At 74.6% G+C, this 23,644-nt stretch carries 15 protein-coding genes and 1 pseudogene; 8 read left to right on the top strand and 8 right to left on the bottom strand.

The window, feature by feature from the left end:
* Position 1 precedes the first annotated feature (1 nt).
* The 4 genes from IF01_RS0110640 to IF01_RS0110625 all read right to left on the bottom strand — a co-directional run bounded on the left by IF01_RS0110640 (position 2) and on the right by IF01_RS0110625 (position 11,344).
* The gene (locus tag IF01_RS0110640) at positions 2–1,831 is read right to left on the bottom strand and encodes a hypothetical protein (RefSeq protein ID WP_030393079.1); all 1,830 of its coding nucleotides are present in this window, start codon (positions 1,829–1,831) and stop codon (positions 2–4) included.
* 167 nt (positions 1,832–1,998) lie between these two features.
* Positions 1,999–6,531, bottom strand: coding sequence for a hypothetical protein (locus IF01_RS0110635; protein ID WP_030393078.1), 4,533 nt, complete (start codon positions 6,529–6,531; stop codon positions 1,999–2,001).
* Entirely contained in the window at positions 6,528–9,392 is a 2,865-nt protein-coding gene (locus IF01_RS0110630; RefSeq protein WP_030393077.1) for a hypothetical protein, read from the bottom strand. The genes IF01_RS0110635 and IF01_RS0110630 overlap by 4 nt, the downstream gene beginning before the upstream one ends.
* Complete coding sequence (locus IF01_RS0110625) at positions 9,389–11,344, bottom strand: DUF6603 domain-containing protein (RefSeq protein WP_051755137.1); 1,956 nt, start codon at positions 11,342–11,344, stop codon at positions 9,389–9,391. Before IF01_RS0110625 ends, IF01_RS0110630 begins: the two co-directional genes overlap by 4 nt.
* A 481-nt stretch (positions 11,345–11,825) precedes the next feature.
* Here IF01_RS0110625 and IF01_RS0110620 point away from each other — a divergent pair, with 481 nt between their 5' ends.
* The gene (locus tag IF01_RS0110620) at positions 11,826–12,350 is read left to right on the top strand and encodes a hypothetical protein (protein ID WP_051755135.1); all 525 of its coding nucleotides are present in this window, start codon (positions 11,826–11,828) and stop codon (positions 12,348–12,350) included.
* A 37-nt stretch (positions 12,351–12,387) separates the two neighbouring features.
* Here the strand turns inward: IF01_RS0110620 and IF01_RS0110615 are convergent, their stop codons facing one another.
* Together IF01_RS0110615 and IF01_RS0110610 are read right to left on the bottom strand one after the other, a co-directional pair.
* Positions 12,388–13,053 (bottom strand): response regulator, encoded by a 666-nt coding sequence (locus IF01_RS0110615; RefSeq protein ID WP_051755183.1) that lies wholly within the window; start codon positions 13,051–13,053, stop codon positions 12,388–12,390.
* A gap of 113 nt (positions 13,054–13,166) precedes the next feature.
* Complete coding sequence (locus IF01_RS0110610) at positions 13,167–14,450, bottom strand: sensor histidine kinase (protein ID WP_030393073.1); 1,284 nt, start codon at positions 14,448–14,450, stop codon at positions 13,167–13,169.
* A 135-nt stretch (positions 14,451–14,585) separates the two neighbouring features.
* Between IF01_RS0110610 and IF01_RS0110605 the strand changes: the two genes are divergently transcribed.
* The 3 genes from IF01_RS0110605 to IF01_RS50955 are packed head-to-tail and all read left to right on the top strand — an operon-like array spanning position 14,586 to position 16,518.
* Positions 14,586–15,515 carry an ABC transporter ATP-binding protein gene (locus IF01_RS0110605; RefSeq protein ID WP_030393072.1) on the top strand — a complete coding sequence of 310 codons (930 nt, stop codon included), beginning with the start codon at positions 14,586–14,588 and terminating at the stop codon, positions 15,513–15,515.
* Positions 15,512–16,372, top strand: coding sequence for an ABC transporter permease (locus tag IF01_RS0110600; RefSeq protein WP_030393071.1), 861 nt, complete (start codon positions 15,512–15,514; stop codon positions 16,370–16,372). The genes IF01_RS0110605 and IF01_RS0110600 overlap by 4 nt, the downstream gene beginning before the upstream one ends.
* Before the next feature lie 14 nt (positions 16,373–16,386).
* The gene (locus IF01_RS50955) at positions 16,387–16,518 is read left to right on the top strand and encodes a hypothetical protein (RefSeq protein WP_255360315.1); all 132 of its coding nucleotides are present in this window, start codon (positions 16,387–16,389) and stop codon (positions 16,516–16,518) included.
* Between the two features lie 87 nt (positions 16,519–16,605).
* Here the strand turns inward: IF01_RS50955 and IF01_RS41555 are convergent, their stop codons facing one another.
* On the bottom strand, positions 16,606–17,541 hold the full coding sequence (locus tag IF01_RS41555) for a CAP domain-containing protein (RefSeq protein WP_037779531.1): 936 nt from the start codon (positions 17,539–17,541) through the stop codon (positions 16,606–16,608).
* A gap of 227 nt (positions 17,542–17,768) precedes the next feature.
* Here IF01_RS41555 and IF01_RS0110585 point away from each other — a divergent pair, with 227 nt between their 5' ends.
* The 4 genes from IF01_RS0110585 to IF01_RS43770 all read left to right on the top strand — a co-directional run bounded on the left by IF01_RS0110585 (position 17,769) and on the right by IF01_RS43770 (position 22,345).
* The gene (locus IF01_RS0110585) at positions 17,769–18,857 is read left to right on the top strand and encodes an RICIN domain-containing protein (RefSeq protein ID WP_030393070.1); all 1,089 of its coding nucleotides are present in this window, start codon (positions 17,769–17,771) and stop codon (positions 18,855–18,857) included.
* Between the two features lie 142 nt (positions 18,858–18,999).
* On the top strand, positions 19,000–20,187 hold the full coding sequence (locus IF01_RS0110580) for an AAA family ATPase (protein WP_244215477.1): 1,188 nt from the start codon (positions 19,000–19,002) through the stop codon (positions 20,185–20,187).
* Complete coding sequence (locus IF01_RS41550; RefSeq protein WP_037779529.1) at positions 20,184–20,615, top strand: bpX5 domain-containing protein; 432 nt, start codon at positions 20,184–20,186, stop codon at positions 20,613–20,615. The genes IF01_RS0110580 and IF01_RS41550 overlap by 4 nt, the downstream gene beginning before the upstream one ends.
* Positions 20,612–22,345 carry a hypothetical protein gene (locus tag IF01_RS43770; protein WP_051755134.1) on the top strand — a complete coding sequence of 578 codons (1,734 nt, stop codon included), beginning with the start codon at positions 20,612–20,614 and terminating at the stop codon, positions 22,343–22,345. The genes IF01_RS41550 and IF01_RS43770 overlap by 4 nt, the downstream gene beginning before the upstream one ends.
* A 234-nt stretch (positions 22,346–22,579) precedes the next feature.
* On the opposite strand, the pseudogene IF01_RS45385 reads toward IF01_RS43770, so the two are convergent.
* Positions 22,580–23,614: pseudogene (locus tag IF01_RS45385) on the bottom strand (RNA-guided endonuclease InsQ/TnpB family protein); the annotation flags it as partial.
* Between the last annotated feature and the right edge of the window lie 30 nt (positions 23,615–23,644).

Raw genomic sequence — 23,644 nt, 5'->3', positions numbered from 1 at the left:
CTCACTCCTCGGGAGGCGCCGCCGGCCCGGGTTGCGGTTCGGGCGGCGGTACGGGGGCCTGACCCGGCGGGGGCTCCAGCACGTCGTAGCGCAGCCCGCTGGAGCCCGAGCCGGTGCCGCTGACCTTGCGCCGCGCCGACCAGGCGTGGGCGGAGCCGTCGTGCCAGCGGGTGTACTGGCGGCTGCGCTCCACCCGGACGCCGGAGCGCGGGACCTCCTCCTCGAACAGCCACTGCTGCTCCCCGAGCAGCCGGCCGAGCGGCTGCGCCGGGGTGTTCTCGTCGCGGACCAGACCGGCGAGCCGCAGCCGGATCTGCTCCGGCGCGGCCGGGTCGACCGGCTGGGGCACCAGCGGGTACCAGTGGCCCGGGACCTCGGTGGCGAGCAGGTAGCGGTCGGCGGGCGGGTCGCCGGGTTCGGTGGTCGGCCGGGGCGGGCGGGCCGCCACCCAGCGGGCGTAGCGGTCCAGCGGCTCCCCGGCCAGGTCGCCGACGGTCTCCTCGACCGCCCAGGCGAGGTTCGCCGCCTCGTCGCGCAGCAGCAGCACGGACTCGGCGGGCGGGCTCTCCAGTCCGGCGGGCAGCGACGCGGCCCGGTAGAACCAGGGGGAGGGCGGCGGTCCGGTGCCGTCCCCGGCGCCGCCGCCCATGGCGCTGCCGCCGCGGTCCTCGCCGAGGCCGAAGAGGTTCCACTCCGGGTCCTCCAGGGAGGCGTGGGCGAGCACGGTCGCGCCGCCGAAGACGTCCGTGACCGAGCAGTGCACGACCCGGCTGAGCGAGCCCACCGGGCTCGGCAGCGGGCAGCAGAACCAGTCGTTGCCGTACACCGTGGTGAAGGCGATCAGCAGCAGCCGTCCGAGGTCGGCGGGGCTGGTGTCCACGGAGCCGAAGTTGATCCTGGCGTCCTCCATCTCCCAGTACCGGGACGCGGGCATGCCGCCGAAGATCGCCGGGGTGGGGACGACGGCGCGCTGTTCGTGCGTCACGGCGGCCTCGGTGACCGGGATGTCGGCGGGCGGGGCGTCGACGGCCCACCAGTCCAGGTGGCCGCCCGGGTACTCCTGGGCGCGCAGCTCCAGCTCGGGGACGGTGGAGGAGCGCACCGCGAAGGCGTATTCGAGCCGGTTGGGGTTCCAGCCGACCGGGGGCGGGGGCGCGGGGGCGACGCCGTCGGGCACCGGCGCGGGTGCGTCGGGCGTTCCCTCCGGCGCGCGCGGCGTCCACCAGTCCAGCCAGCGCGCCGCCGCGCCGGCCAGGGCCTCCTGGTCGGGGGCGGCCGCGCCGAACTCCTTCGCCGCGGTCTCGTCCCGGTCCACGAGCCTGGCCAGCCACGGTGCCAGCGCGACGGGGTCGGGCAGCCGGCTCCGGACGGCGGCGCCGAGCGGGGCGGGCGCGAGCGGCCCGTCGACGGTGCAGGGGCAGGTGGTGGCGAAGGCGGGGAGCAGCGCGGCGAGGCCGGCCGAGGCGAGTTCGCGGCGCCAGCGCAGGCCGGCGGCCAGCGTCAGCCTGGCGTCGGGTCCGGACGCGGGCTCCTGCTCGACGAGTTCCTCCAGCACCATCCGGCCCGGCCGGTACGGCTGCCAGTCGCCCTCGCCGTCACCTGCGCCCTCGCCGTCCCCGTCGACCCCGGGGCTGCCCGGCCGCCAGCCGTCCAGCAGATGGATCTCCTGCGCGAGTGCGACATCGACGGGCGAGGCGGCGTCGTCGCCGGCGAACTCGCCGAAGGCGTACTGGCGGGCGAGCAGATGGGCTGCGTCGCCGATCCGGGCCGCCAGCGCCTCCTCGACGCCGATGTCACGGGGTACCGGCTCGTACCGGAACATCGTCGGCATGGTTCCTCCTGACGGGTGTTACCACGGTTACCAGGGCTTCCAGAACCCCCGGTCCCCCAGAACCCCCGGTCCCCCAGAACCCCCGGTCCCCCAGGGCTCCCGGGGTGCCCGGGGCGCCCGGGGTGTCCGAGCCGTCGGGCCTCCGGGGGCATCCCCGGTCCACGGGCCTACCCGGACGTCAGCTGGTGCGGCGGGGTCCTGTTCTGGACGGGCAGCAGCCCGCGGAGTTCGGTGAGGTCGTTGAGGTCCAGGCCCCGGATCCGGGCGAGGGCGTAGGTCTCCTCGACGATCGCGTGCACGTCCTCCATCCGCCAGCCGCGCAGCGGGTCGGGCGGCACCGCGACCAGCAGGGCCTGCGGGGCACGGGCGTCGGGCTGGTTGTAGTGGAAGGCCAGTCCGCCCAGCTCCTCGACGGCGGGCTCGGCGTCGCCCCCGGGGGGTGGGGCGTCGGCGGGGGGAGCGGGGGGCGGTTCGGGGACGGACTCGGTCCAGGAGTCGATCAGGAGTCCCGCGACGTGGTCCGGATCGGGGGCGCCGTCGGTGCGCAGCAGCGCGCTGTGGCGGGCGGCGGGCCTGGTCCTGGACGGTACGGGGGCCGTGCCGCGGGCGATCCAGGGCTGTCCGGCGGGGAGTTGGACGACGGTCGTGCCGCCGGGCGGGACGTCGGCCAGGACCTCCGCGGCGGCGAGCGCGTCGTCAAGGGCGCGGACGTTCGGCCGGACGCGTTCCATCTGCACCAGCCAGTTGCCGGTGCCGTCCTCGTCCGCGCCCTCCGGTGGCGCGCCGGTGAGCGCGTCGCCCGCCGGGGTGCCGCCGAGTCGCAGCTCGGCGAGCACGGGCAGGGTGCCGGCGAGCGCCGAGGAGACCGCGGCGGTGACGGCGGTGACCCAGCCGAGCGCCGCGGTCGGCTCCGTGGGCGGGGGGCCGGGCAGCGGGGCGAGCGGGTCGGCGGCGAAGTGGTCGAGGACGGTGGCGGCCTGTTTCCGCAGCTCCGCGATCCCGGCGTCGTCGGTCGGCGGGCCGAGGCTGTAGGCGGAGGTGACCCCGAGGTCGGCGAGGCTGTCCAGGGTGCGGGACACCGTGTCGGCGAGGCCCGGCAGCACCTTCACCTGTTCGACCAGATTGGCGATGGCACTGGTGGTGGCGTTGTGCCAGCTCTCCACCCGGGCGGCGAGGCCGGTCAGGTCGGCGCCGGCCCAGTCGTCGCCGCTCCCCTGGTCGAGGTGCGAGGTGAGCAGCGGCTTGGCGCCGGCGAGCACGCCCGCCAGCGCGTTGCAGAGCAGCCGCAGTTCGGCGAATCGCGCGGCGCCGGTATCCGTGACGGGCGGGCTGGTCGCGGCGCCGGCCCGGGCGGCGGCCCGGCGCAGCAGGCGGCGGGCGAGGGCGGTGTCCTGCTGGGCGGGGTCGGTGTCGCGGTTGCCCGGCGGTCCGGCGCCGAGGACCACGTCGAGCGCGCAGACGCCGAGGTCGGCGAGGGTGAGGGTGAGCGGTGCGGCCGGGTCGCCGAAGTCGAACCGCCAGCGGCCGGGGTCGCCGAGCCGGGCCTCGCACCAGCGTTCGACGGCGGGCTCCAGCTGGGCGAGCGGCCTGGTCGCGTCCCAACCGGGTACGGGTACGTGGGGCGTGAGCACGGCGACCCGGTGGGTCAGGGCGGTGGCGGCGCGCGGGGTGCGGATCACCTCGAAGTCCTGCGGGAGGCGGTCGCCGCGGGTGATGCCGTCGGCCGAGGACGCGGCGCGCAGCGGGCTGCCGGCGACCAGCTGGTGCACGCTCTCGGCGAGCAGCAGGTCACCGACCGCGTCGAGGGTGTCCGCCAGTTCCAGCATCAGGGTGGTGGCCCCGTCGAGCAGGGGCAGGTCCTCGGGGGGAAGGTTGCCGAGGATGTCCTGCAGCTGCTGGCCGTGGGCGCGCCAGTCGGCCAGCAGGGCCAGTCCGTCGACGACGTCGCGGGCCGCGATCGCGGTCCTGGCCTCGTCGCTGCCGGGAACGCTCGGGTCGACCAGGCGGGGCATCGGGTAGCCGGCCCGGACGACGGCCACCAGGGCGTCCAGCCCGTTGTCGTGCAGACCGCGTTCGAACCGGTAGCCGAGCAGGGCGCCGAGGCTCTGGCCGGAGCGGACGCCGTCGACGACGGCGAGTGCGCGGCGCACCCGGGCGGCGCTGAGGTCGACGGCGAAGGCCTGGCGGTCGGTGTGGCTGAGCCAGCCCGAGCGCAGCACGGCGGCGGTGACGGCGTGGTGCAGGGACGGGGCGAGGAGGTAGCCGTCGTTGGTCTGCGGCTCGCCTCCCTCGCCTCCCTCACCGCCCTCACCGCCCTCGCCTCCCTCGCCGCCCTCGGCCGGGGTCCCCGGTTCGTCACCGGGCAGCGGCTCCTCCGGCGGCAGCGACTCCGGGCGCGGGTGGAGGTCGGCCACCCAGCCGTACGCCCCCAGGTGGGTGCCGTCGGGCCGGGTGGCCCGGGTCTTGGCGAGGCGGGCGTGGGCGACCGAGGACATCCACGCATCCAGCCGGTGGGTCTGGGTGTCCAGCGCCTCGCAGAGCAGCAGCTCCAGGCGCGGGGTGTCGGCGTACGGCAGGTCGGCGCCCTCGGGCGGGGGCGGGGCCGAGGGGTCGGGCGGCGGCGGGGTGATGAGCGACATGTCCTCGGCGGCGGCGAGCTGTTCGAACGCGAGCGAGAGCCAGTCGAGGAACTGCGGCGCGAAGCCGGCGGCGGTGACGAGTTCGCCGTTCCGGAGTTCGATCCCCGGGGCGGGCACCGGCCCGCCGGCCTGGTGGGACTGGCCCACGTGGAAGGCGTAGGTGAACATCACGCTGGTGGCGTAGTGGTAGAAGAGCCCCAGCCGGCCGGTGCTGATCGCCTCGGTGATGGAGCTCAGGGCCGTGATCCGCTCGAAGAGTTCCTGCGACACCCCCTGCCCCGTGGCGAGCGCCGGCAGCGCCTGCTGCCAGAAGCCCCACATGAAGCGGACCGGCCGGGCCCGGGCGAGTTCCACCATCTCGGGGGTCGGCCGTTGGTCGCACAGGAACTCCACCGGGAAGGGCACGTATTCCAGGGAGGGCGGCACCGCCCAGGTGAACCGGCTGTCGTGCGGAACGGTCCCGATCGGGGTGTCCGGCGGCGGCTCGAACGGCGGGTCGAGGATGTCCTGCTGCATGTACCGCAGCCGGCGGGAGGCGGGCAGCCGGTGCAGCAGGTCGGTGATCACCTGGTCCGGGTCGCCGCCGGCGCCGACCCCGGGGGAGCGGAAGGCCTGCGACTCGATCAGGGTCCGGAAGCCGGAGATGTGGTTGAGGATCCGCAGGTCCACCTCGCTGCCGTGCCACAGGTCGAGCGAGGTGACGGGCAGCAGGCCGTACGGCTGGTTGCCCACCCGCAGCGTCGGCAGCAGGCCCCGGCCGCGGACGTGGTGGATGTAGTGCGAGACCAGGAAGGTGAGGTCGGGCAGGGTGGTGCCCTCCAGGGTGCGCCAGCTGCTGGAGGCGGCGGAGAAGGCGCCGGCCGCGGTCTGGAGCAGGGTCAGCAGCTGGTGCTCGTCGTCGGTGAGTCCGTCGGTGGCCCCGGCGAGGACGGCGGCGGCGGGCCGGCCGAGGGCGGTCGCGGCCCGCGCCGCCGCCTGGGTGCTGCCGGGCGTGAGGGCGGCCTGCTGCTCGTCGACGCGGTCCGGCGGCTCCGGCGGGGTGCGCGGGTGCCAGGCCGAGCGGGTGGCGTCGGTGTTGTTGGTGGGCGTGCCGGTGGGCAGGACGGCCAGGCCGTCGGTGCAGCGGTGGGCCTCCAGCAGGGTGCTGAGCAGCTGCGAGGTGTCGGCGGAGGAGCCGCCGCGCACGCCGGTGACGGTGACCAGGCTGAAGTCGGTGCGCAGCCCGGTCAGCGGCACCCGGACGCCCATGCCGACCCGTACGGCCTCGTCGAAGTCGCCGAGCCAGCGCGGTGGCACCGGTTTGCCGGGGGCCGGGCCGACGTCCAGCCGCGCGTCGATCGGCTCGCCCTCCTGGCGCCAGAGCAGGCCGATCTGGCCGTCACCGGTGGTCTCGTAGCCGGAGAACACCAGTCGGTCGGGCAGCACGTAGCTGTGCGCGGCGCGGGTGAAGGTGGAGTCGACGACGGTCGGTTCGGCGGCCCAGGGCTCCGGGGAGGGCGCGACCGCGTCCGGCGGGGTCTCGGTACCGGGGCGGGGGCCCTGCGGGTGCAGGGCGCGGACGGCCCAGCAGGCCCGGCCGGGGCCGACGGCGGCGACGAGGGTGCTCCAGGCGGCCGCGCGGCCGTCCGCGTTCGGGCCGGCGGCCCAGACCTCCGCCCAGTAGGCCTCGGTGGCGGTGCGCTCGGCTGCGGTGAGGCCGGTCTCGTGGGAGTCGACGTGGATGTCGTCGGGGTAGGCCCGGATCCACAGCTGCGGTTCGGGGCCGCCGAGGCCCCGGTAGACGGTCTCCAGGCGTAACGGGAGGAGCACCAGCGGGTCGGAGCCGTCCTCGGACCAGAGCGGCGGCTCGGCGGTCGCCAGGTCCCGGTAGGCCTCGCGGGCCTGCTGGTAGCGGGTCTGGGCGGCGTCCGCCTCCTGGGCGGCGGCCAGGTGTTCGGCCTCCAGGCCGGTCTCCTGGGCGAGTACCCGTTTCTCGTAGCCGGCGAGTCCGGTCCTCGACCAGTCGAGGGCGACCCGGGCGTCGCTGACGGCGCGGTGCGCGGCGGCGATCTCGCTGGTCACGGGGCTTCTCCCATCAGGCTGCGGGCGGTGCGGAGCAGACGGAACGGCCGTTGCAGGGTGACCCGGGCGACGTCGGCGGAGTTCCAGCTCCGCCCGGTGGTGAGCGGGTGGTCCAGCTCCGAGGTCGGCGGGTCGTCCGGCATCCGGCCGAGCGAGGCGAAGCCGTCGACCTGGACGCGCTCCCAGTTGAGCTCGTCCCAGCTCGTCATGCCGGGGCCGGTGCCGGGCGCGGTGTCGTAGCCGAACCGGAGCCGCCGGCCGTTCTCGGCGAGCACGATCCACCAGGTGTGGATGTCCTGGCCGGGCGGCAGCTGGAAGGCGTAGGCGCAGGTGCGCCCGTCCACGGGCAGCACCATGACGGGTGCCACCCAGGTGTCCGGGGCGAGCAGGGGGTCCTGGACGGCGGCGGGCGGGACGGCGGCCACGATCATGCCGGGGTAGCGGTGCACCAGCCGGCCGCGGATCAGCAGCACGTCCAGGTCGTTGGCGTCCAGGGCGAGGTGGCTGCCGAGCGCGCCGTCGGGAGCCCAGCCGTGCACCGGCGGGATGTCGGCGAGTCCGTCGGGGCGCGGCCAGAAGTGGGTGAACGGGCTGCCGCGCAGGTCGGTGGGGTACTCGCGCCAGCGCATCTCCCGGTTGAGCTCGTCGTTGGCGCCTACCATGAAGGCGGCGATGAACGGTCCGTTGGCCTTCAGCAGTACGGCCCGGTCGTCCGGGACGGCGGCGATGCCGGGCAGGAACCAGTCGGGTTCGCTCTCCTTGATCGCGAGCGCCATCGCGGCGGGGAAGTCCGGGCAGACCATCACCGGGTCGGTCGGCTGCTCGGGCGGCGCGACCAGGGACTCGCCGGTCACGGTGATTCGGTCCTCCAGCCGGGCGGCCAGCAGCGGTGTTGGGTCGAGCGCGCCGACCAACCGCTGCCGGTAGGAGTCGGGGTCGATCGGCACCCCGTACTGGAGGAGCTGGCTCCCGGGGTCGTCGGTCATCGACTCCTGGCCGGCCAGGACGGTGAACGGGGCGGAGAGCGTCATGCCGAAGTCGTCCGGGAGCGATTCCGTCGTGCCGGTGAGGTCGCCGACCAGCGGCCCGACCGTCCCGGGGTCGAACAGCTGCTCCGACAGGAGCAGGTCGTCGGCCGTCATGGAGTCGGCGGCGAATCCCTGCTGGCCGCCCGCCATCCGCCCGATCGAGGGGGCCAGCAGCGATGTGATCGCCCCGGCCTGGTCCGCGAAGCCGTTGGCCAGCGCGGCCGGGGCCACCGCCGCCATCGTGCGCAGCATCCCGGTGGTGTGCCGGGTGGCGGCGGAGTGCAGGGCGCCGTCGACGCGTTCCGCGAACGCGTCGCCGGCCCCGGCCGCGAAGGCGGGCGAGGCGCCGGGCCGGGTCACCATCGGGACCGGCAGCGGGGGCAGCAGCGCGCCGGTCATCGTGCGCCGGGCCAGGCTGTCGCCGTCGAGGGAGGCGCGGCGGGCGAGCGGCCCGCGCCGGCGCAGCAGCCGGTGGTAGGCGGCGTCGGCCATCGCGGTCGGGGCCGGGCTGACCGCGACCTCGGTCCGCAGCGGCAGTCCGCTGTCGGTGCGGACCCGGTCGCCGACCGGCGCGGCCACCGCCATCAGCTCGCCGGCGGAGAGGGTCTGCAGATGGCGCCGGTACAGCGAGTCGCAGACCGCGGTGCAGAAGACGGTCTCCTGCAATTTGCGGTTGGCCTCCCGGACGGCGCCCAGCTGGTCCCAGGCGCGGGCCATCAGGAACTCCTGGTTCTCCCGCACCCAGTCGGCGCCGAGGGCGGCCGCGATCCGGTGCTCCGGGTCGAGGTTGAGTTCGGCCAGCCAGCCGGTCGCGCCCGGTTCGACGGTCCGGGCGACCACCGGGTGGCCGCCGTACAGCGGCGGCGCGAGCTCGGTCTCGGTGCCGCGGTCGATGTGCGCCGCGACCCTGGTCCTGAAGTCGTCCAGGGCGGCCGGGGTGACGGTGCCCGGCGGCGGGTCGAACAGGGTGAGGACGCCCTGCACGGTGATGGTCTGCCGGCCGGCCGCCGGGTCGCCGGAGGCGAGCGGATCGCCGTGCGGCCAGGGCCGAGTGACGTCGACGGTGCGCCCGCCCAGCAGTCCGGCCTCCTCCGGCCGCAGCGGCACCACGGCTGTCGCCAGCTGCTCGAAGTCGCCCTCCGCGCCGGTGCGGAAGCCCCAGGAGTGGTAGACGGGCAGCCGGAAGACGTCCCGGCCGGGGAAGGGCCAGGCGTCGCCCGGCTGGTCGATCTCGGCGAAGCCGCCGGTGAGCCCGGCGCTCACCCCGCCCTGGAAGGACGGCACCAGGCAGGCCGTGTAGTCGAGGTCGGCGTCGAGCCGGCGCGGGCAGAGCAGCCGGGAGATCATCGGTCCGGACTGTCCGGCCGGGCGCTGGATGTGCGCCCACTGCCAGGCCTCCTCGAGCGGCGGCAGCAGCCCGATCTCGACATCGACGAAGGGCAGCGGGCTGCCCGGCTGGACGGCGTGCCCGGCGGCCTCCACCACGATCAGCTGCAGCCAGGGCCGCAGGCGTCCGTCCGCGGCCCTGGCCGGGGTGAACAGCCAGGGCAGCTCGGGCAGGTCGAACTCCACGAAGGGCAGGTAGTTGGGCTCCACGTCGGTGCTGCCGGGCACCGGTTCGACACGCAGGATGTGCCGGGTGTCCAGGCCCACCACGCCCTCGGGGCCGAGCATCCGCAGGCCGTGGCCCTGCACCGGCAGCCGCCGGTTCCGGGGCCCGGTCAGGGTGAAGGTGGGCGCCAGGTCGGGTTCGAGGTTGGTGGCGGTGTGGGGGATCGCCGCGCCGACCGGGCTCTGCAGGTACGGTGCGAACTCCAGGTCGTCGCCGCTCATCGGAGTCTCGCCTCCCAGGCCTCCACCACCCGGACCCCGGTCCGGTCGCGCAGCAGGCCGCGCAGTTCGGCGTTCGGCATTCCGGTGTCGCCGACGGGCGGCGCCGCCGCGACCGTGAGTTCCGTCATCGACCAGCTGGACACCGCCGCGAGCGGTTGCTCCGCCGCCACCCGGAGCGCCGGGCCGGGGGTCTGCCACCAGTGGGCGTCGCGGATCGAGGCGGCGGCGGCCACGTGTTCGGCGGAGACGTGGGCGCGGGCGCGGACCATGTGCCGGAGGTGGGTGCGCATCGGCACCGGATCCTGGACGATCCTGGTCTCCCAGCCGAGCTCCACCCCGACGAAGGCCGAGTCGTCCGGCCCCGAGAGGTCGGGGGCGAACCGGACGCCCGACCGGTACCGGGCGAAGGCGTCGGTGCTCAGCTGCTGGTCCTCGGTCAGGTCCAGGAACTGCCCGGGCGCGAAGGAGTCGGAGACCGAGCCCTCGCGGGCGTCGTCCTCGCCGAGCCGGGGCTCGACGATGTCCCACCGCTCCGGCGGGTCGACGACGGCGTGCCCGAAGCGCGCGATGTCCACGCCGAACGGCAGCACGTGCTGGCGGGCCGCCAGCCGGCCGTGCGGGTGCACCCGGCGTCCCTCGGCCAGCAGCCGGTTCGCGAACGGGGCGAGCCGCACCGGGCTGCGCTCGGCGGCGGACGGCGGCAGCACGCTCCACGCCGAGGGCTGCGCGAACGCCTTGACCAGCTCGTCGGCGAGGTCGACGCGGGCGGCCGGCAGCGGCGGCGGCCCGCCGCCCCAGCTGAGGTCGAAGTTGAACGACACCTTGAACAGGAAGAGCTTGATCCGGCCCCGGCCGACCGCGTGCCAGGGGGTGGGACCCTCCAGGACCAGCTCGAACGCGATGCCGAGCAGGGTCTCGCCGAACGCCTCGACCGACAGCGCGCCGCGCATCGACGCGGTGAACGACATCGTCGGACTGAAGTGGATCAGCACGTCCAGGGCGAACTGCCCGCGCAGACCGCAGTCCGCGATCTCGGCGACCAGCGACAGCTTCGCCCCGAACTGGACGGTGTTGCTGGTCACCGCGAAGTACGCCTCGCAGCGCAGCTGGAGCCAGGGCGTGGGGGAGAGGTCCATCGCCAGCCGGTGCAGGTTCGGCACCCCGCGCGGGACCGGGAACGCCGGGTGGAAGCCGCCCGCGCTGAGCACGAAGAGCGGGTCGTCCCCGCCCCGGCTGAGCACCAGGACGTCACCGTCGAGCGGGATGCCCGCCATCCGCGAACCCGTCAGGGAGGCCATCAGGAAGGCGCTCGGCTCGGCCGTGTCGTACTGTCCCGCGAAGGTCGCCTTCAGCTCGATGACCGGCGCCGCCGGATCGGGCACCATCACCCGCAGGATGCCGAGGATCGACAGCCGCACCGGATCGGGCAGCTCGGCCACCACGGCCGCCGACAGGTCGACCATCCGGCCGCCCCAGGAGATCCGGAACATCGGCCCGACCACGAGCCGCCCCGGAACGGTCGGGAACAGCGACGCCAGCCGGGGGATCACCCGCAGCGCCGCCTCCACCGGGTCGGGCGGGAACAGCAGTTCACCGGCGGTGCCGTCGGCGATGCAGGCCAGCAGGGTGTCCCGGTCGACCGCCTTGTTGATCCCCACCACCCCGCCGATGCCGCTGACCGCGAAGCCGAGCCCGATCTGCAGCCCGGGCTCGGGGAAGGTCGCGCCCATCAGCACGATGAACGCCGGCGGCCGGCCCAGCGAGATCTGACCGAAGGCCGTCACCGTGGTGACCGGCATCGCCGCGCTCAGCACCCCCGAGAACTCCGTGAAGCCCTTGCGGTCCAGCTGGCCGCGCAGTTGCACCGGAGGTAACGGCAGGTCGATCTTCAGCGTGTCCGGGAGATTACCGTCCGCCAGTTTCTCCAGGTCGAGCCCCGGAATGCCGCCCATGGCACACCTCGCTCCTCGTCAGCCGCGCTTCGGCGGCAGACGGCCGCCGGCCGGCAGTACGCCGCCGGGAAATATCACGGGCAGTGACAATTCACGGCCCGAGCCACGTATTGTGATCGATCCGGGAATTACGTACCGGTGGCGCACTGCCACCGGTCGGACCGCGGAATGCCGCGCCGCACCGCCCCGGGAGAATCGGTCGCCGATCTGACGGAGCGCCGGTCCAGGGCCGACGGCAATGGGCCAGGGTGTGCCGGACCCATCTCCTCAAGGGTCGACCTGCGGGAAAGAGCTCTCGGCAGGGCAAGTTGTCGGGTATGTGACCCACTCTATTCCCGAGCCCGCGGGTGCTCCAATACCTTCCGTGAGATTCTTTGCGCCCCGCGGACCTTGTCACCGGGAGGAGTGGACCGTGCTCCCGGACCGGAGTGACAATGGTCGCATTCCGTCATTCGTCTCCTTTCGATCCTTTCGACGCTCGATGAGAGCCGACCCGATCAAGTCGACCCAGGAGGCCGTCATGACCGCGACCGCGACAATTCGCGACGTGTGGTGCCTGCACGCCGCGACCGGAACCGATGTGGGGGTCAACGAAGCCATCGCCGATCTGGCCGAGTCCATTCCGCTGGACGAGCTCGGCCTGGGGTCCCTGGAGTCCGTCGTGCGGGGCATCCCCTCGGCCGTGCAGATGATCGACACCGCCCGCTCCGACCCCGACGACCTGTACATCACCACCGACACCGCCGGCGGACTGGACCACAGCATCTGGCCCGGCGGCGAGCAGACCACCAGCATCCAGGCCGGCCAGTCCGCCCAGCCGGGCATCGACGTTCCGGTCTCCTTCGCCCAGAACGTCTCGCTCTGGGACTTCGACTCCGTCTCCAGCGACGACCTGCTCGGCTCCGTCCAGATCCGCGAGGACGAGCAGGGGAGGGGCAATATCGCCAAACTCGCCAAGTCCGACGTCGAGGGCTCCGTCTACTACGTGACCTACGCGGTGAACTGAGCCTTCGCAGCACCCTGGGCGGGGATCCGACCCGCTGTCACCGCCGGTCCGGTGAGGGACCGGCGGTCAGCGGTACCAGGCCCGACTCGTACGCGAGGATGACGAGTTGGACCCGGTCGCGGGCGGCGAGCTTGGTGAGCAGGCGGGTGATGTAGGTCTTGACCGTGGCGGGGCTGAGGACGAGTTCGGTGGCGATCTCGGGATTGGCGAGGCCGCGGCCGACCAGGGTGAGGATCTCGCGTTCCCGCTCGGTGATGGCCGCAAGCCGGTCGGCCCCCGACGGCGACGGCGAGGACGAGGGCGAGGGCACTGACGCGGGTGCGACGGCCGGGGCCGGGCGGGCGGTGAACTCGGCGATGAGGCGGCGGGTGACGCTCGGGGAGAGCAGGGCCTCGCCGGCGGCGACCACCCGGATCGCGTCGAGGATGTCGTCCAGGGCCATGTCCTTGACGAGGAATCCGGAGGCGCCCGCGTGCAGGGCGGCGTAGACGTTCTCGTCCTCGTCGAAGGTGGTGAGGACGACGACGCGGGTCGGCGAAGGACCGGCGGTGACCCGGCGGGTGGCCTCGATGCCGTCGAGCACGGGCATCCGGATGTCCATCACCACGACGTCGGGGCGCAGTTCCTCGGCGAGGCGGACGGCCTCGGCGCCGTTCCCGGCCTCGCCGACCACCTCCAGGTCCTCGGCCTCGGTGATGACCATCTCCAGGGCGGCCCGGACGAGGGGCTGGTCGTCGGCCAGGAGGACGCGGACGACCGGGACGACCGGGACGACCGGGGTGGCGGGGACGGCGGGGGCGGTGGGCGGTGCGGGTGTCATCGGGCGGACCCCTTCAGCGGCAGGCGGGCGGTGACCCGGAAGCCACCGTCGGGACGGGGAGCGGCGGTGAAGTCGCCGTGCAGCAGGGCGACCCGTTCCCGGAGGCCCACCAGCCCGTAGCCGGCGGGGGAGGTGCCGCGGCCCCGGCCCCGGTCGCTGATGTCGAGGGCGAGTTCGGCGGGGCTCCGGTGGTCGACGGTGACCCGGCAGGAGGGGGTGCCGGCGTGGCGGACCACATTGGCCAGCGACTCCTGGACGATCCGGAAGGCCGCCAGGTCCACCTCGGGCGGCAGTGGGTGCCGTTCGCCCTGCCAGCGGAGGTCGACCCGCACGCCGGCGGCGGTGGTCGCGGCGGCCAGCCGGTCGAGGTCGGCCAGACCGGGCGGGCCCTGGGCCGGGACGGACGAGCCGTCGGTGCCCCGGCCGCCGGTGCCGCCCGGGCCGTCGGCGTGGTCGGCGTCGTCGGCGCGGCGGAGTGCGCCGAGCATCCGGCGCAGCCCGGCCAGGGTCTCCCGGCCGGCGGTCTCGATCTCGGTGAGGGCCTCGCGGGCCCGGTCCGGCCGGCTGTCGAGGACCCGGCGGGCCGCGCCCGCCTGGAGGGCGACGATGCCGATGCTGTGCGCCACGGTGTCGTGCATCTCGCGGGCGATCCGCAGCCGTTCGGCGGTGACGGCCTGCGCCGCCGCCCGGGCGCTCAACGCCTCGGCGTGCTCCCGGGACTGGTGCACCGAACGGCCCACCAGCCAGGCGATGACGGCGATCAGGACGCCCGCGTCGTTGGCGCCGATCCGGGTGCCGGTGAGCAGCAGCCCGCCGCCGAGCGCGGGCGCGAGCAGCAGATGCAGCGTCAGCGCCCCCAGCACCATGGCCAGGGCCGCGCGCGAGGTCCGGCGCGGTTCGGCGGCGGTGACCAGGCAGAGGGCGGTGACCACCGCGAGCAGCGCGGTCGGCGGCAGTTGGAGCTCCCAGCGCCAGGCCTTGGTCTGCGCCACGGTGGCGGCGAGCAGCAGCGCGACGGCCGTGCGGGGTCGGCGGCGCAGCAGGGCGGCGGCGAGGAGGGCGACCGGGGTGGTGAACACCGCCGTCAGCCAGTCCTGGTGGACGGCCGGCGGGTGGTTCGGGTCGATCGCGTCGATGGCGGTCCCCCGGGACGGACGGCCGCCGTCCGCGGCGGCGGGCCACAGCAGCGAGAGGCACCACGCGAGCGCGGTCCAGGCGCCGGGCGGTACCCGCCGGAGCCGGGGCGGGAGGGTCGGCGGGGGCGCGAGCGTCTCGGACATGCGGTGATCGTACGAGGTGGGGGCGGGGCGCGGCATCGGACCGGGGCTGTACGACCAGGGGTGACAGCGGGGAGCACCGAGGTGTCCTCCCCGGTCGGATGTGCCGGTGGGCGGCCCGGCGGCAGTGTGGAGCACATGATCGAAGTCCACCGCCTGACGAAGCGTTACGGCCGCACCGCCGCCGTCGACGAGCTCACCTTCACCGTCCGCCCGGGTCTGGTCACCGGGTTCCTCGGCCCGAACGGCGCCGGGAAGAGCACCACCCTGCGCATGATCCTCGGTCTGGACGCGCCGACCGCCGGCTCCGCCACCGTGGGCGGGCGCCCGTTCCGGGAGCTGCCGCGCGGCCTGCGGCACGTCGGCGCGCTGCTCGACGCCGGCGACGTGCACGGCGGCCGCAGCGGCCGCGCCCATCTGCGGGCGCTCGCCCGGAGCAACGCGGTGCCGCGCGGACGGGTGGAGGAGGTGCTGGCGGAGGTCGGGCTCGACGGCGCAGCCGGGCGCCGGATCGGCGGGTACTCGCTCGGGATGAAGCAGCGGCTGGGCATCGCGGCCGCGCTGCTGGGGGACCCGCCGGTGCTGCTGTTCGACGAGCCGCTGAACGGGCTGGACCCGGAGGGCGTGCGCTGGGTGCGCGAACTGTTCCGGAAGCTGGCCGCCGAGGGGCGGACGGTGTTCGTCTCCAGCCATCTGATGAGCGAGATGGAGCACACCGCGGACCGCCTGGTCGTCATCGGCCGCGGCCGACTGATCGCGGACGAGAGCCTCACGGAGTTCGCCGCGCGCGGCGCCGGGAAGAGCGGGACCGGACCGGGCGTCACCGTCCGGACCGCCGGGCCCGGGCCGCTGGCGGACGCCCTGCGGGCGGCCGGTGGCGAGGTGCGGCCGGGCGACGACGCCGGGACGCTCCTGGTGACCGGCCTGGACCCGGCCCGGATCGGCGCGCTCGCCCTCGACCACCGCGTCCCGCTGCTCGAACTGACCGCCCGTACGGCCTCCCTGGAGGAGGCGTTCATGGCCCTCACCGCCGACCACGCCGACCACTCCGCCGGAGGACCGCGATGACCACCACCGTTCCGAACGCCACTGTTCTCACCGTCGACGCCGCCGAGCCCGACCCCCGGCCCCGCTTCCGGGACCTGTACGCCGCCGAGTGGATCAGGTTCTGGTCCCTGCGCTCCATGCCCTGGGTACTGGGGACCGGCCTGCTGGTCCTCGTCGCAGTCAACCTCAACGCCGCGCGCTACACCTACCTGAACACCGAGCCCGGCGGCCCGCCGCCCGGATCCGGGAGGGTCAGTCAGGCGCTGAACGTCTCGTTCACCATCGCGGCCGTGGACCTCCTGATGCTCCTCGCGGTCGGGGTCGGCGCCGCGGTGGTCGTCGCCGAGTACAGCAGCGGCATGATCCGCACCACCTTCTCCGCCGTCCCGGACCGCCGGGCGGTCCTGCTGGCCAAGGCCGGAGTGCTGGCGACGGCCATGCTCGGCCTCGGCACGGTCGCCGCCGGGGTCTCCTTCTGGGCGGCGCAGGCCCTGCTGGGCCGCCGTCACGCGGGGGTGTCGATCACCGAGCCGGGCGCGCTGCGCGTCGTCGCGGCCGCCGCGCTGCTGGCGCCGGTCTGCGCGCTGGTCGGCTTCGGCCTGGGGGTGCTGATCCGGCACGCGGCGGCGACCGTGGTCGCCGGTGTCCTGGTGCTCTTCCTGCTGCCCGCCTCGTTCAACGAGAACCACGCCTGGTCGGCGGCGATCGTGCACGCCCTGCCGCTCACGGCCTGGCGGCGGCTGTCCTGGGTCGACCTGACGAACGTGCTGCTCCCGCCGCACCCGGCGACGGTGGCGGGCTCGTGGCTCGCCTACGCGGGGTGGGCGGTGGGGTCCGTGCTGCTCGCGGTGACGGTCGTCCGGCGCCGGGACGTCTGAGCGGGACGGGCGGGTTGCCCCCGCAGCCGCCCGCGCGCGAGCGCCTGCTGTACGTGCACGAGGTGGCGACGGGCGAGGAGTGGGACCACGACACCCGCTACGACTACGAGTCCTGCTCCAACCGCGAGGGCTGGCCGAACCTGTAGCCCGCAGCCTCGGCGAAGGGCCGGCCGCACCCCCGGCGGAGGTCCGGCCGGCCCCTCGGGAGCCGTTGCCGTTGCCGGGGCCGGGCGTCAGCGGGTGGCGAAGTCGGCGTTCCAGGAGGCGGTGCCCACGCGGGAGAGGCCGACCTCGGTGTAGTCGCCGATCATGATCCCGAGGTGCTGGGGGGACTTCACCCAGCCGTCGAAGGCGGCATCGACGGTGGTGGGGCCGTAGAAGGCGATCTCGCCCCAGTTCCGCACGTTGTAGCCGAGGCCCCTGGCGACGGCGGCCGAGTCGCAGAAGTGGCCCGAGACGTGGCGCTGGTCCATCTGGACCGCGTTGCACTGGGCGGCCTGGGCGAGCGTCGGGTTCGAGCGCACCGCTGCCCTGCCGTACTGGGCGCGCAGCTCGTTGAGGCGCTGGAGGAACCGCTGCTCGGGCGCGGGCGTCGTCGGCGGCTGCTCGATGCCGGTCACCAGGTCGAACCGCTGGGACATGCTGCCGTCGCAGGACTCGACGGTGACCTCGCGGTCCTGGCCGTGGTAGGTCAGACAGCGGTTGTCCCGGGCGTTGTGCAGATAGGTGCCGCCCTCGGCGGCGTTCTCCAGGGTCCACTGCTGGTTGTCGCCCGCCCACCAGTGGATGAACTGGGTGCTCCGGCCGTCGTTGAGGTCCATCTCGACCACGCGCTCGGTGCCGTTGACGTCGCGGGTGAGGGCGACCCGGCCGTTGGACCGGTCGGCGAGCCGGAAGCGGGTGGAGCTGTCCCGGTAGGTGCGGGCGACGATCCGGGAGCCCTCGCCGTCCGCGCTGGCCAGGGCGTTGTGGTTCTGGCGGTCCTGGATCGTGATCACCTGATCGGCAGCGGCAGTGCGAGAGGCAGCGGCGGCCGCGGTTGCTGCCGGAGCGGCGTTCGCCGGCACGGCCGACAGCGCGAGGCCGCCGACCGACAGCGCGCACGCGGCGAGCACCGCCCCCGCCGACCGGGCGCGGACACGGGCGGTGCGGGTCGAGGTGGCTTTCACGGGCTTCTCCTCCTGGTCGACGGCCCCGCTCCCGGTTGCGGGGCGGGCGTCGAGCAGGACACCAGCGGCGTGTGCACAGGACGTCAGCGATCCGTCGACGCCTGAGCGGGAGCGGTGTACCGGTCGTGTACGGGGTGTCTACGCGGGCGGGCCAGAGTCGTCCCCGTTCCGCTCGAACCGGTCGGCCGGATGCCGTCCGGGCAGCGACTCACGGAGAGACAGACATCATGTTTCGCAAGTTCCTCGGAACGGCGCTCGCCGCCGTCACCGCGACCGCCGGTCTCGCTCTCGTGGCGCCGACCCAGGCGTCCGCCGACATCAGCATGGGCGTCGAGTGCCGGCAGTTCGTCGGCGGGGTCAGCACCCCGGTCGTCCGGACCTCGCCCGTCACGCCGAGGAGCTCGGCCGGGGGCATCGACCCGGGCGCGGTGATCGGCGGTGTCTTCGCGGGAGCCGACTTCGTGAAGTCGCTGATCGACGAGGCCAGGAAGAGCGCCGAGCTGCGCGAGAACCAGGCCGGGTTCCTGGAAAGCCTCTCCAAGAAGCTGCAGTACCTCACCCGCGGCGAGTACAACATCAGCATCTTCCGGTCGGGCAAGGGCTTCCAGGAGAACATCCTGCAGAAGTCGAACTGCTTCGGCACCGTCCAGTACGAGGGCTCCGACGACAAGGCGCTCTACGACGTGTACGTCTTCGACTCCGACGGCCAGGTCTGGAGCAACGACGGCAACTACGGCTACCAGAACTGGCGGCACTTCGGGCACACCCACTCCACGGGCTCGGCGGGCAGCACCAGGGACAAGTACACCTACTGGTTCCCGACCACGCCGCAGAAGTCCGCGCACGAGGCGGCCGACGCCCGCGCCAGGGGCGAGGGCGGCCGGCCCGCGCACGGGAAGGTGACCTCGCTGGTCTCCGACACCGGCCTCGCGATGGATCTCGCGAACAGCAACACCGGCGCCGGGACGTGGATCCAGGGCTGGCAGCCGAACGGCACCCAGGCCCAGAAGTGGGCGCTGTGGGACCAGGGCAACGGCAACTGGCAGATCGAGACGGACTTCCGCGGTGCCATGGTGCTGGACGTCATCCCCAACGAGTGGAAGACGCACCTGGTGAAGGCGCACGGCGGCAGCAACCAGTCCTGGCGGTTCGAGGAGTACGGCAACGGCTGGTACCGGATCCGGGCCGTCTACAACATGCAGAACGGCTACCCGAACGGCGGCTGCCTGACCGCCGACGGCGCCGGCAACCCCCTGGGCGCGTGGAACTGCGACCGGGGCATGGGCGGCGGCCAGCTCTGGAAGCTGGCGGGCTGACACCTTGCCGGAGGTCCGGGCCCGCGGCCGCCGCGGGCCCGGAGCGGCGCGCGGGCGGGGCGGGAGCGGGCCCGGAGCGGCGTGGGACCCGGCGGAAACCCGCTGGTGGTGGCCGGTCCGGCGGCCCTAGAATCCCGTGCTTGTGACCGACACCAGCACTCCCGCCGAGGCCCCTCCCGCAGTGCTCCGCCAGGACGCCGAGCTGATCGCGGGCGTCGTGGCCGCCGCCGGTCGCGGCCTGGTCGACCGGGAGACGGTCGCCGAGGTGGTGGCGCTCTGCGCGGTCGCCGGGGAGCACCTGCTCGTCGTCGGACCGCCCGGCACCGCCAAGTCGGAGGCCGTGCGGCGGGTGGCCGGACAGCTCGGCGGCCGGTACTTCGAGTACCTGCTGGGCCGGTTCACCGAGCCCAACGAGCTGTTCGGCCCGGTCGACCTGCGCAGCCTGCGCGAGGGCCGGGTCGAGTTCGAGACCGCAGGCATGCTGCCCGAGGCGGACATCGCCTTCCTCGACGAAGTGTTCCTCGGCTCCACCGCCGTCCTCAACACCCTGCTGGGCCTGCTCAACGAGCGGGTGTTCCGGCGCGGCGGCACCGCCCTGGCCAGCCCGCTGCGGGTCTGTGTCGGCGCCGCCAACCACCTGCCGGAGGACCCGGCGCTGGCCGCGTTCGCCGACCGGTTCCTCGCCCGGGTCTTCGTGGACCCGGTGGCGGACGCCCGGCTGGAGGAGCTTCTGGAGGCCGGCCGCCGACCGGCCCCGGCCCCGGTAGCGCTTGACGGGGGCGGCCCGACCGACCCGGACGGCCGGCTCGGCGCGCTCGACCGGCTCGCCGCCGCCGCGCGGGACTGCGAACTCGACGGCGTCACCCCGCTGCTCGCCTCCGCGCTGCGCCGGCTGCGCGCCGCCGGGGTGCCCGTCGGCGACCGGCGGGCCGTCCGCTCCCAGCGCCTGGTCGCGGCCGCCGCCGTCCTGGACGGCCGGACCGTCGCCACCGCGCGCGACCTGTGGGTGCTGCCGCTGGTCGCCTCCACCGCCGACACCCAGGCGCTGGCCCGCGACACCCTCGGCGACCTGATCGGGAAGGCCGCCAACCAGAGCCTCACCCACGCCGCCGAGGAGCTCTCGCGCAGCTCGGCCGCCCGCGCCGAACGACTCGCCCGCACCGGCGCCGCGCTGCTCGCCGACCACCGCGGCCTGCCCGAGGGCCGCGACTCCCGGCTGCGCCTGGAGGCCGCGCTGCGCGAGATCGACGCCGGCTTCGCCCCGGCCGACCTGCCCGCCGCCCTGGTCGGCATACGCGCCGAGCTCGTCACGGCGGTCGCACCCTCGTGACCACCGCCGAACCGACCCCACCACCCGCCGCGGCGCTCACCTGGGAGCGCCGCGAGCCCCCGCTGACCGCCGCCGCCGTGTTCGCGATCGGCGACGCCGTCCCGGCCCTGGCCGCCGCCACCCGGGACCGCCTCACGGACGGCGCCCGGCTCGGCGTGCTCGCCGACGACACCACCCTGCTCGTGCTCGGCGCCGAGGCCGACCTCCCGTGGGCGGACGGCGCCCACTACCTCGGCCACGACGGGGAGTTGCTCGTCCCGACCACCGCCCGCCCCCGGCCCGCCGCGGCCCTCTGGCGGGCCGCCCTCGGCGCCCGGCCCGGCGAACTCTGCCTGCTCGTCCCCGGGCACGCCCTGGTGGCCGCACCGCCGGCCGCCGCCACCGACCCGGACGCCCTCACGCCCCTGACCCGGCGGGCCGGACGATGAGCGCCGCCCGGCTGCCCGCCGCCCTCGCCCCCTGGGCCGGGGCGCTCTCCGCGCTGAGCCCCGAACTCGCAGTCGCCCTGGGGCCGTTGCTGCGACGCCTGGACCAACTGGTCGGTATCCGCGAGCCGGTGACCGACGGACCGGGGGAGCCGGACGGGACGGGCGGGATCGGCCGCTCCGGCCGGCCGGAGCAACTGCTGCCCGCCGAATGGCTGCTCGCCGAGGAACACCCCGACGAGTTCCTGCGCCGCTTCGTCGACCGCGAACTCCTCTACCTCGCACCCGAGTTCCGCAGTACCGCCGCACGCGGCCGGACGGTCGTCCTGGTCGACGCCGGCCCGTCCCAGGCCGGAGCCGGCCGACTGGTCCAACTGGCCGCGCTGCTGGTGCTGCACCGCCGGGCCGCCGCCCGCGGCAGCGAACTGCTGGTGGGAGTGCTCGGCGACCCGCCCGGCCGGTGGCTCTCCGGCGACCCCGCCGACCTGCTGCCCTCCTGGCTCGCGGCCCGGCGCCCCGCCGAACCGACCGCCGAGCAGGTGCGGGAGGCCACCGCCGACCTGGACGCCGCCGACCGCGTCTGGCTGCTCACCTCGCCCCGGCTCGCCGAAAGGCTCCCGGACCTGCCGCCCGGTCCCGCTGCGGCAGCGGGTGGAGCCTCCGGCACGCCTCGCGTCCTCGCCACCGAGGTGGCCCGCTGGGGCCCGGCCGGCGCCACCCACGTCACCGTCCGCCTCGACCGCACCGAGGTCGAACTGCCGCTGCCCGCAGCCGACATCGCCGTCCGGGCGCTGCGCGGCGCGGAGTTCCGGCGGACCGGGCCGGTGCTCGTCCCGGCGCCCGCCGACGCGGCCGGCCCGCCCGGCCGGGCCCTGCCCGCCTTCACCACCGATGCGACCGTTCTGCTCACCCGGGGCCGGCGCGAGGGGACCCTGCTCGCCACGGACGTGCGCCTGACCGAACACAAGCACGACGCCGTCACCCGGACCAAGGCGCACCACCTGAACGGCCAGGTGATCGCCGCAGGCCGGACCGGCCGCAGGCTGTTCGCCCTGCACCTCCACCGGGGCCGGGTGCTCCGGTACGTCAGCGGCCGACAGGTCGGCGGGGCCGCGGAGTTCGCCGTCGACCCGGCCTTCCTCGGCCTCGACGGGACGGTCGCGGAGGCGCTGGCGAGCCGTCCCTTGCTGCCGCTGCTGCGCTCCGGGGACGACCTGCTCGTCCCGGTCGCCGGCCGCTGGCGCCGGATCGCGCCCGACGGTGCCGTCACCGACGACGGCCCGGTCGACCGGCGCGCGGAGGGCCCGCACGGCTTCGAACGGCACCGCGAGCCAAGGCTGTTGGAGCGGGCGCCGCAGCCCGGCGAGCGGCTGGCCCGGCACCTGGTGCACGCGGGCGGCACGGCCGCCTGGTCCGAGGACGGCAGGCTCTGGTACGTCCGGACCCGGCTCGGCGAGGATCGACGGCTGTCGTTCCGGGAGAACGCCCAGGTGGTCGGCCTGGTCCACGACCGGCGCGAGCCGGTGCTGATCACCTGGGCCCCCGACAGCCGGATGGTGCGGGCGATCCGGTACAACAGCACCCGCACCCTGAGCCGGTTCTCCGGCGGCACCGCCCCACCGGCCGTGCACCCCACCGAACCGCTGATCGCGAGCGAGTTCTCGCCCGGCCGGGTCGTGGTCGGCGACGCCACCACCGGCCGGATCCACCATGTGATCGGAAGCAACGATTGACTTCCTCCCCGTGCTAAAGCACGGGGATTCCGGCCGCGCCTGCGGCACGGGGCTTGCGCCCGGTGCGGTCGGCGTTCCGGTGGGTTCCTGTTCAACGGGGTGTGCCCGGCGTGGGATTGCCACGCCAGGTCTTACCGGCCCTCCGCAGGCGTTTAGCCTGTCCGCCCGTCCGGCGGCCAGGATGTTTCGAGCAGCATTGAGGTCACGGTCATGGCAGGTGCCGCACGCGCCGCACGTCCACGTGCGCACGCTCAACGGCTTGGGTCCGTCCAGGACCCCGCAGGTGGAACACACCTGCGACGTGGGTTCGTACCGGCCGATGATGCCGACGTGCCTGCCGTAGCGGGCCGCTTTCTCTTCGAGCAGCCGTCGGAAGGTGGACCATCCGGCGTCGTGCACGGACTTGGCCAGGCGCGTACGGGCGAGGCCGCGCACGTTCAGGTCCTCCAGGTACACCGCTTGGGTTTCGCGGATGATCCTGGTCGTCTGCTTCTGTGCCCAGTCCATGCGGGTGTCGGCCACCTTGGCGTGTGCCTTGGCGACCTTGCGTCGGGCCTTCGCCCGGTTCTTGCTGCCCCTGGCCTTGCGGGACAGGGCGCGCTGCGCGGCCTTGAGCTTCTTCTCGGCCTTCCGCAGGAAGCGGGGGTTGTCGATCACGGTGCCGTCGGACAGCACGGCGTAGGTGGTCAGCCCGAGGTCGATCCCCACCTCGGTGTCCAGGGGGGCCAGGTGCTGCGGTTCGACGTCCACGACGAAGCTGGCGTGGTACCGGCCGGACGGGTCCAGGACCACCGTCACGGACGACGGGTCGGCGGGCAGTGCCCGCGACCACTTCACCCGTACGTCACCGATCTTGGCGAGGTTCAGCTTCCCGTTGCCCCGGATGCGGAATCCGTTACGGGTGAACCGAAGGGACTGCCGGTTGTCCCGCTTGGACTTGAACCGGGGCAGCCCCACCTGCCGCCCGGCCCGCTTGCCGGACACGGAGTCGAAGAAGTTCCGGTACGCCGTGTCCAGATCTCGCAGGGACTGGATCAGCGGATCGACACCGACCGACGCGAGCCACGCCCGCTCGGCCGTGCGCTTCGCCCCGGTGATGACCAGTTTCTGGAGGTCGGCGCTCCTGGGATACGGCAGGCCGTCCTTACGGGCCTGCTTCCGCGCTGCCAAGGCGTCGTTGTACACCACCCGCGCGCACCCGAACGTCCGCGCCAGCGCTTGTCGCTGACCCGCCGTCGGGTAAAGCCGATAGGAGTACCGAAGGTGCACGGGATCAACCTACCGAGAGCCACTGACAAC

The sequence above is a fragment of the Kitasatospora purpeofusca genome, from assembly GCF_000718025.1.
GTDB classification, from domain to species: domain Bacteria; phylum Actinomycetota; class Actinomycetes; order Streptomycetales; family Streptomycetaceae; genus Kitasatospora; species Kitasatospora purpeofusca.
This window is presented reverse-complemented; position numbering and strand designations above follow the sequence as displayed.

Coding starts and splice junctions, on each gene's coding strand:
- IF01_RS0110600 (WP_030393071.1), top strand. CDS start 15,512: ATGACCACCACCGTTCCGAACGCCACTGTTCTCACCGTCGACGCCGCC.
- IF01_RS0110620 (WP_051755135.1), top strand. CDS start 11,826: ATGAGAGCCGACCCGATCAAGTCGACCCAGGAGGCCGTCATGACCGCG.
- IF01_RS0110605 (WP_030393072.1), top strand. CDS start 14,586: ATGATCGAAGTCCACCGCCTGACGAAGCGTTACGGCCGCACCGCCGCC.
- IF01_RS0110615 (WP_051755183.1), bottom strand. CDS start 13,053: ATGGTCATCACCGAGGCCGAGGACCTGGAGGTGGTCGGCGAGGCCGGG.
- IF01_RS43770 (WP_051755134.1), top strand. CDS start 20,612: ATGAGCGCCGCCCGGCTGCCCGCCGCCCTCGCCCCCTGGGCCGGGGCG.
- IF01_RS0110610 (WP_030393073.1), bottom strand. CDS start 14,450: ATGTCCGAGACGCTCGCGCCCCCGCCGACCCTCCCGCCCCGGCTCCGG.
- IF01_RS0110585 (WP_030393070.1), top strand. CDS start 17,769: ATGTTTCGCAAGTTCCTCGGAACGGCGCTCGCCGCCGTCACCGCGACC.
- IF01_RS0110625 (WP_051755137.1), bottom strand. CDS start 11,344: ATGGGCGGCATTCCGGGGCTCGACCTGGAGAAACTGGCGGACGGTAAT.
- IF01_RS0110630 (WP_030393077.1), bottom strand. CDS start 9,392: ATGAGCGGCGACGACCTGGAGTTCGCACCGTACCTGCAGAGCCCGGTC.
- IF01_RS0110640 (WP_030393079.1), bottom strand. CDS start 1,831: ATGCCGACGATGTTCCGGTACGAGCCGGTACCCCGTGACATCGGCGTC.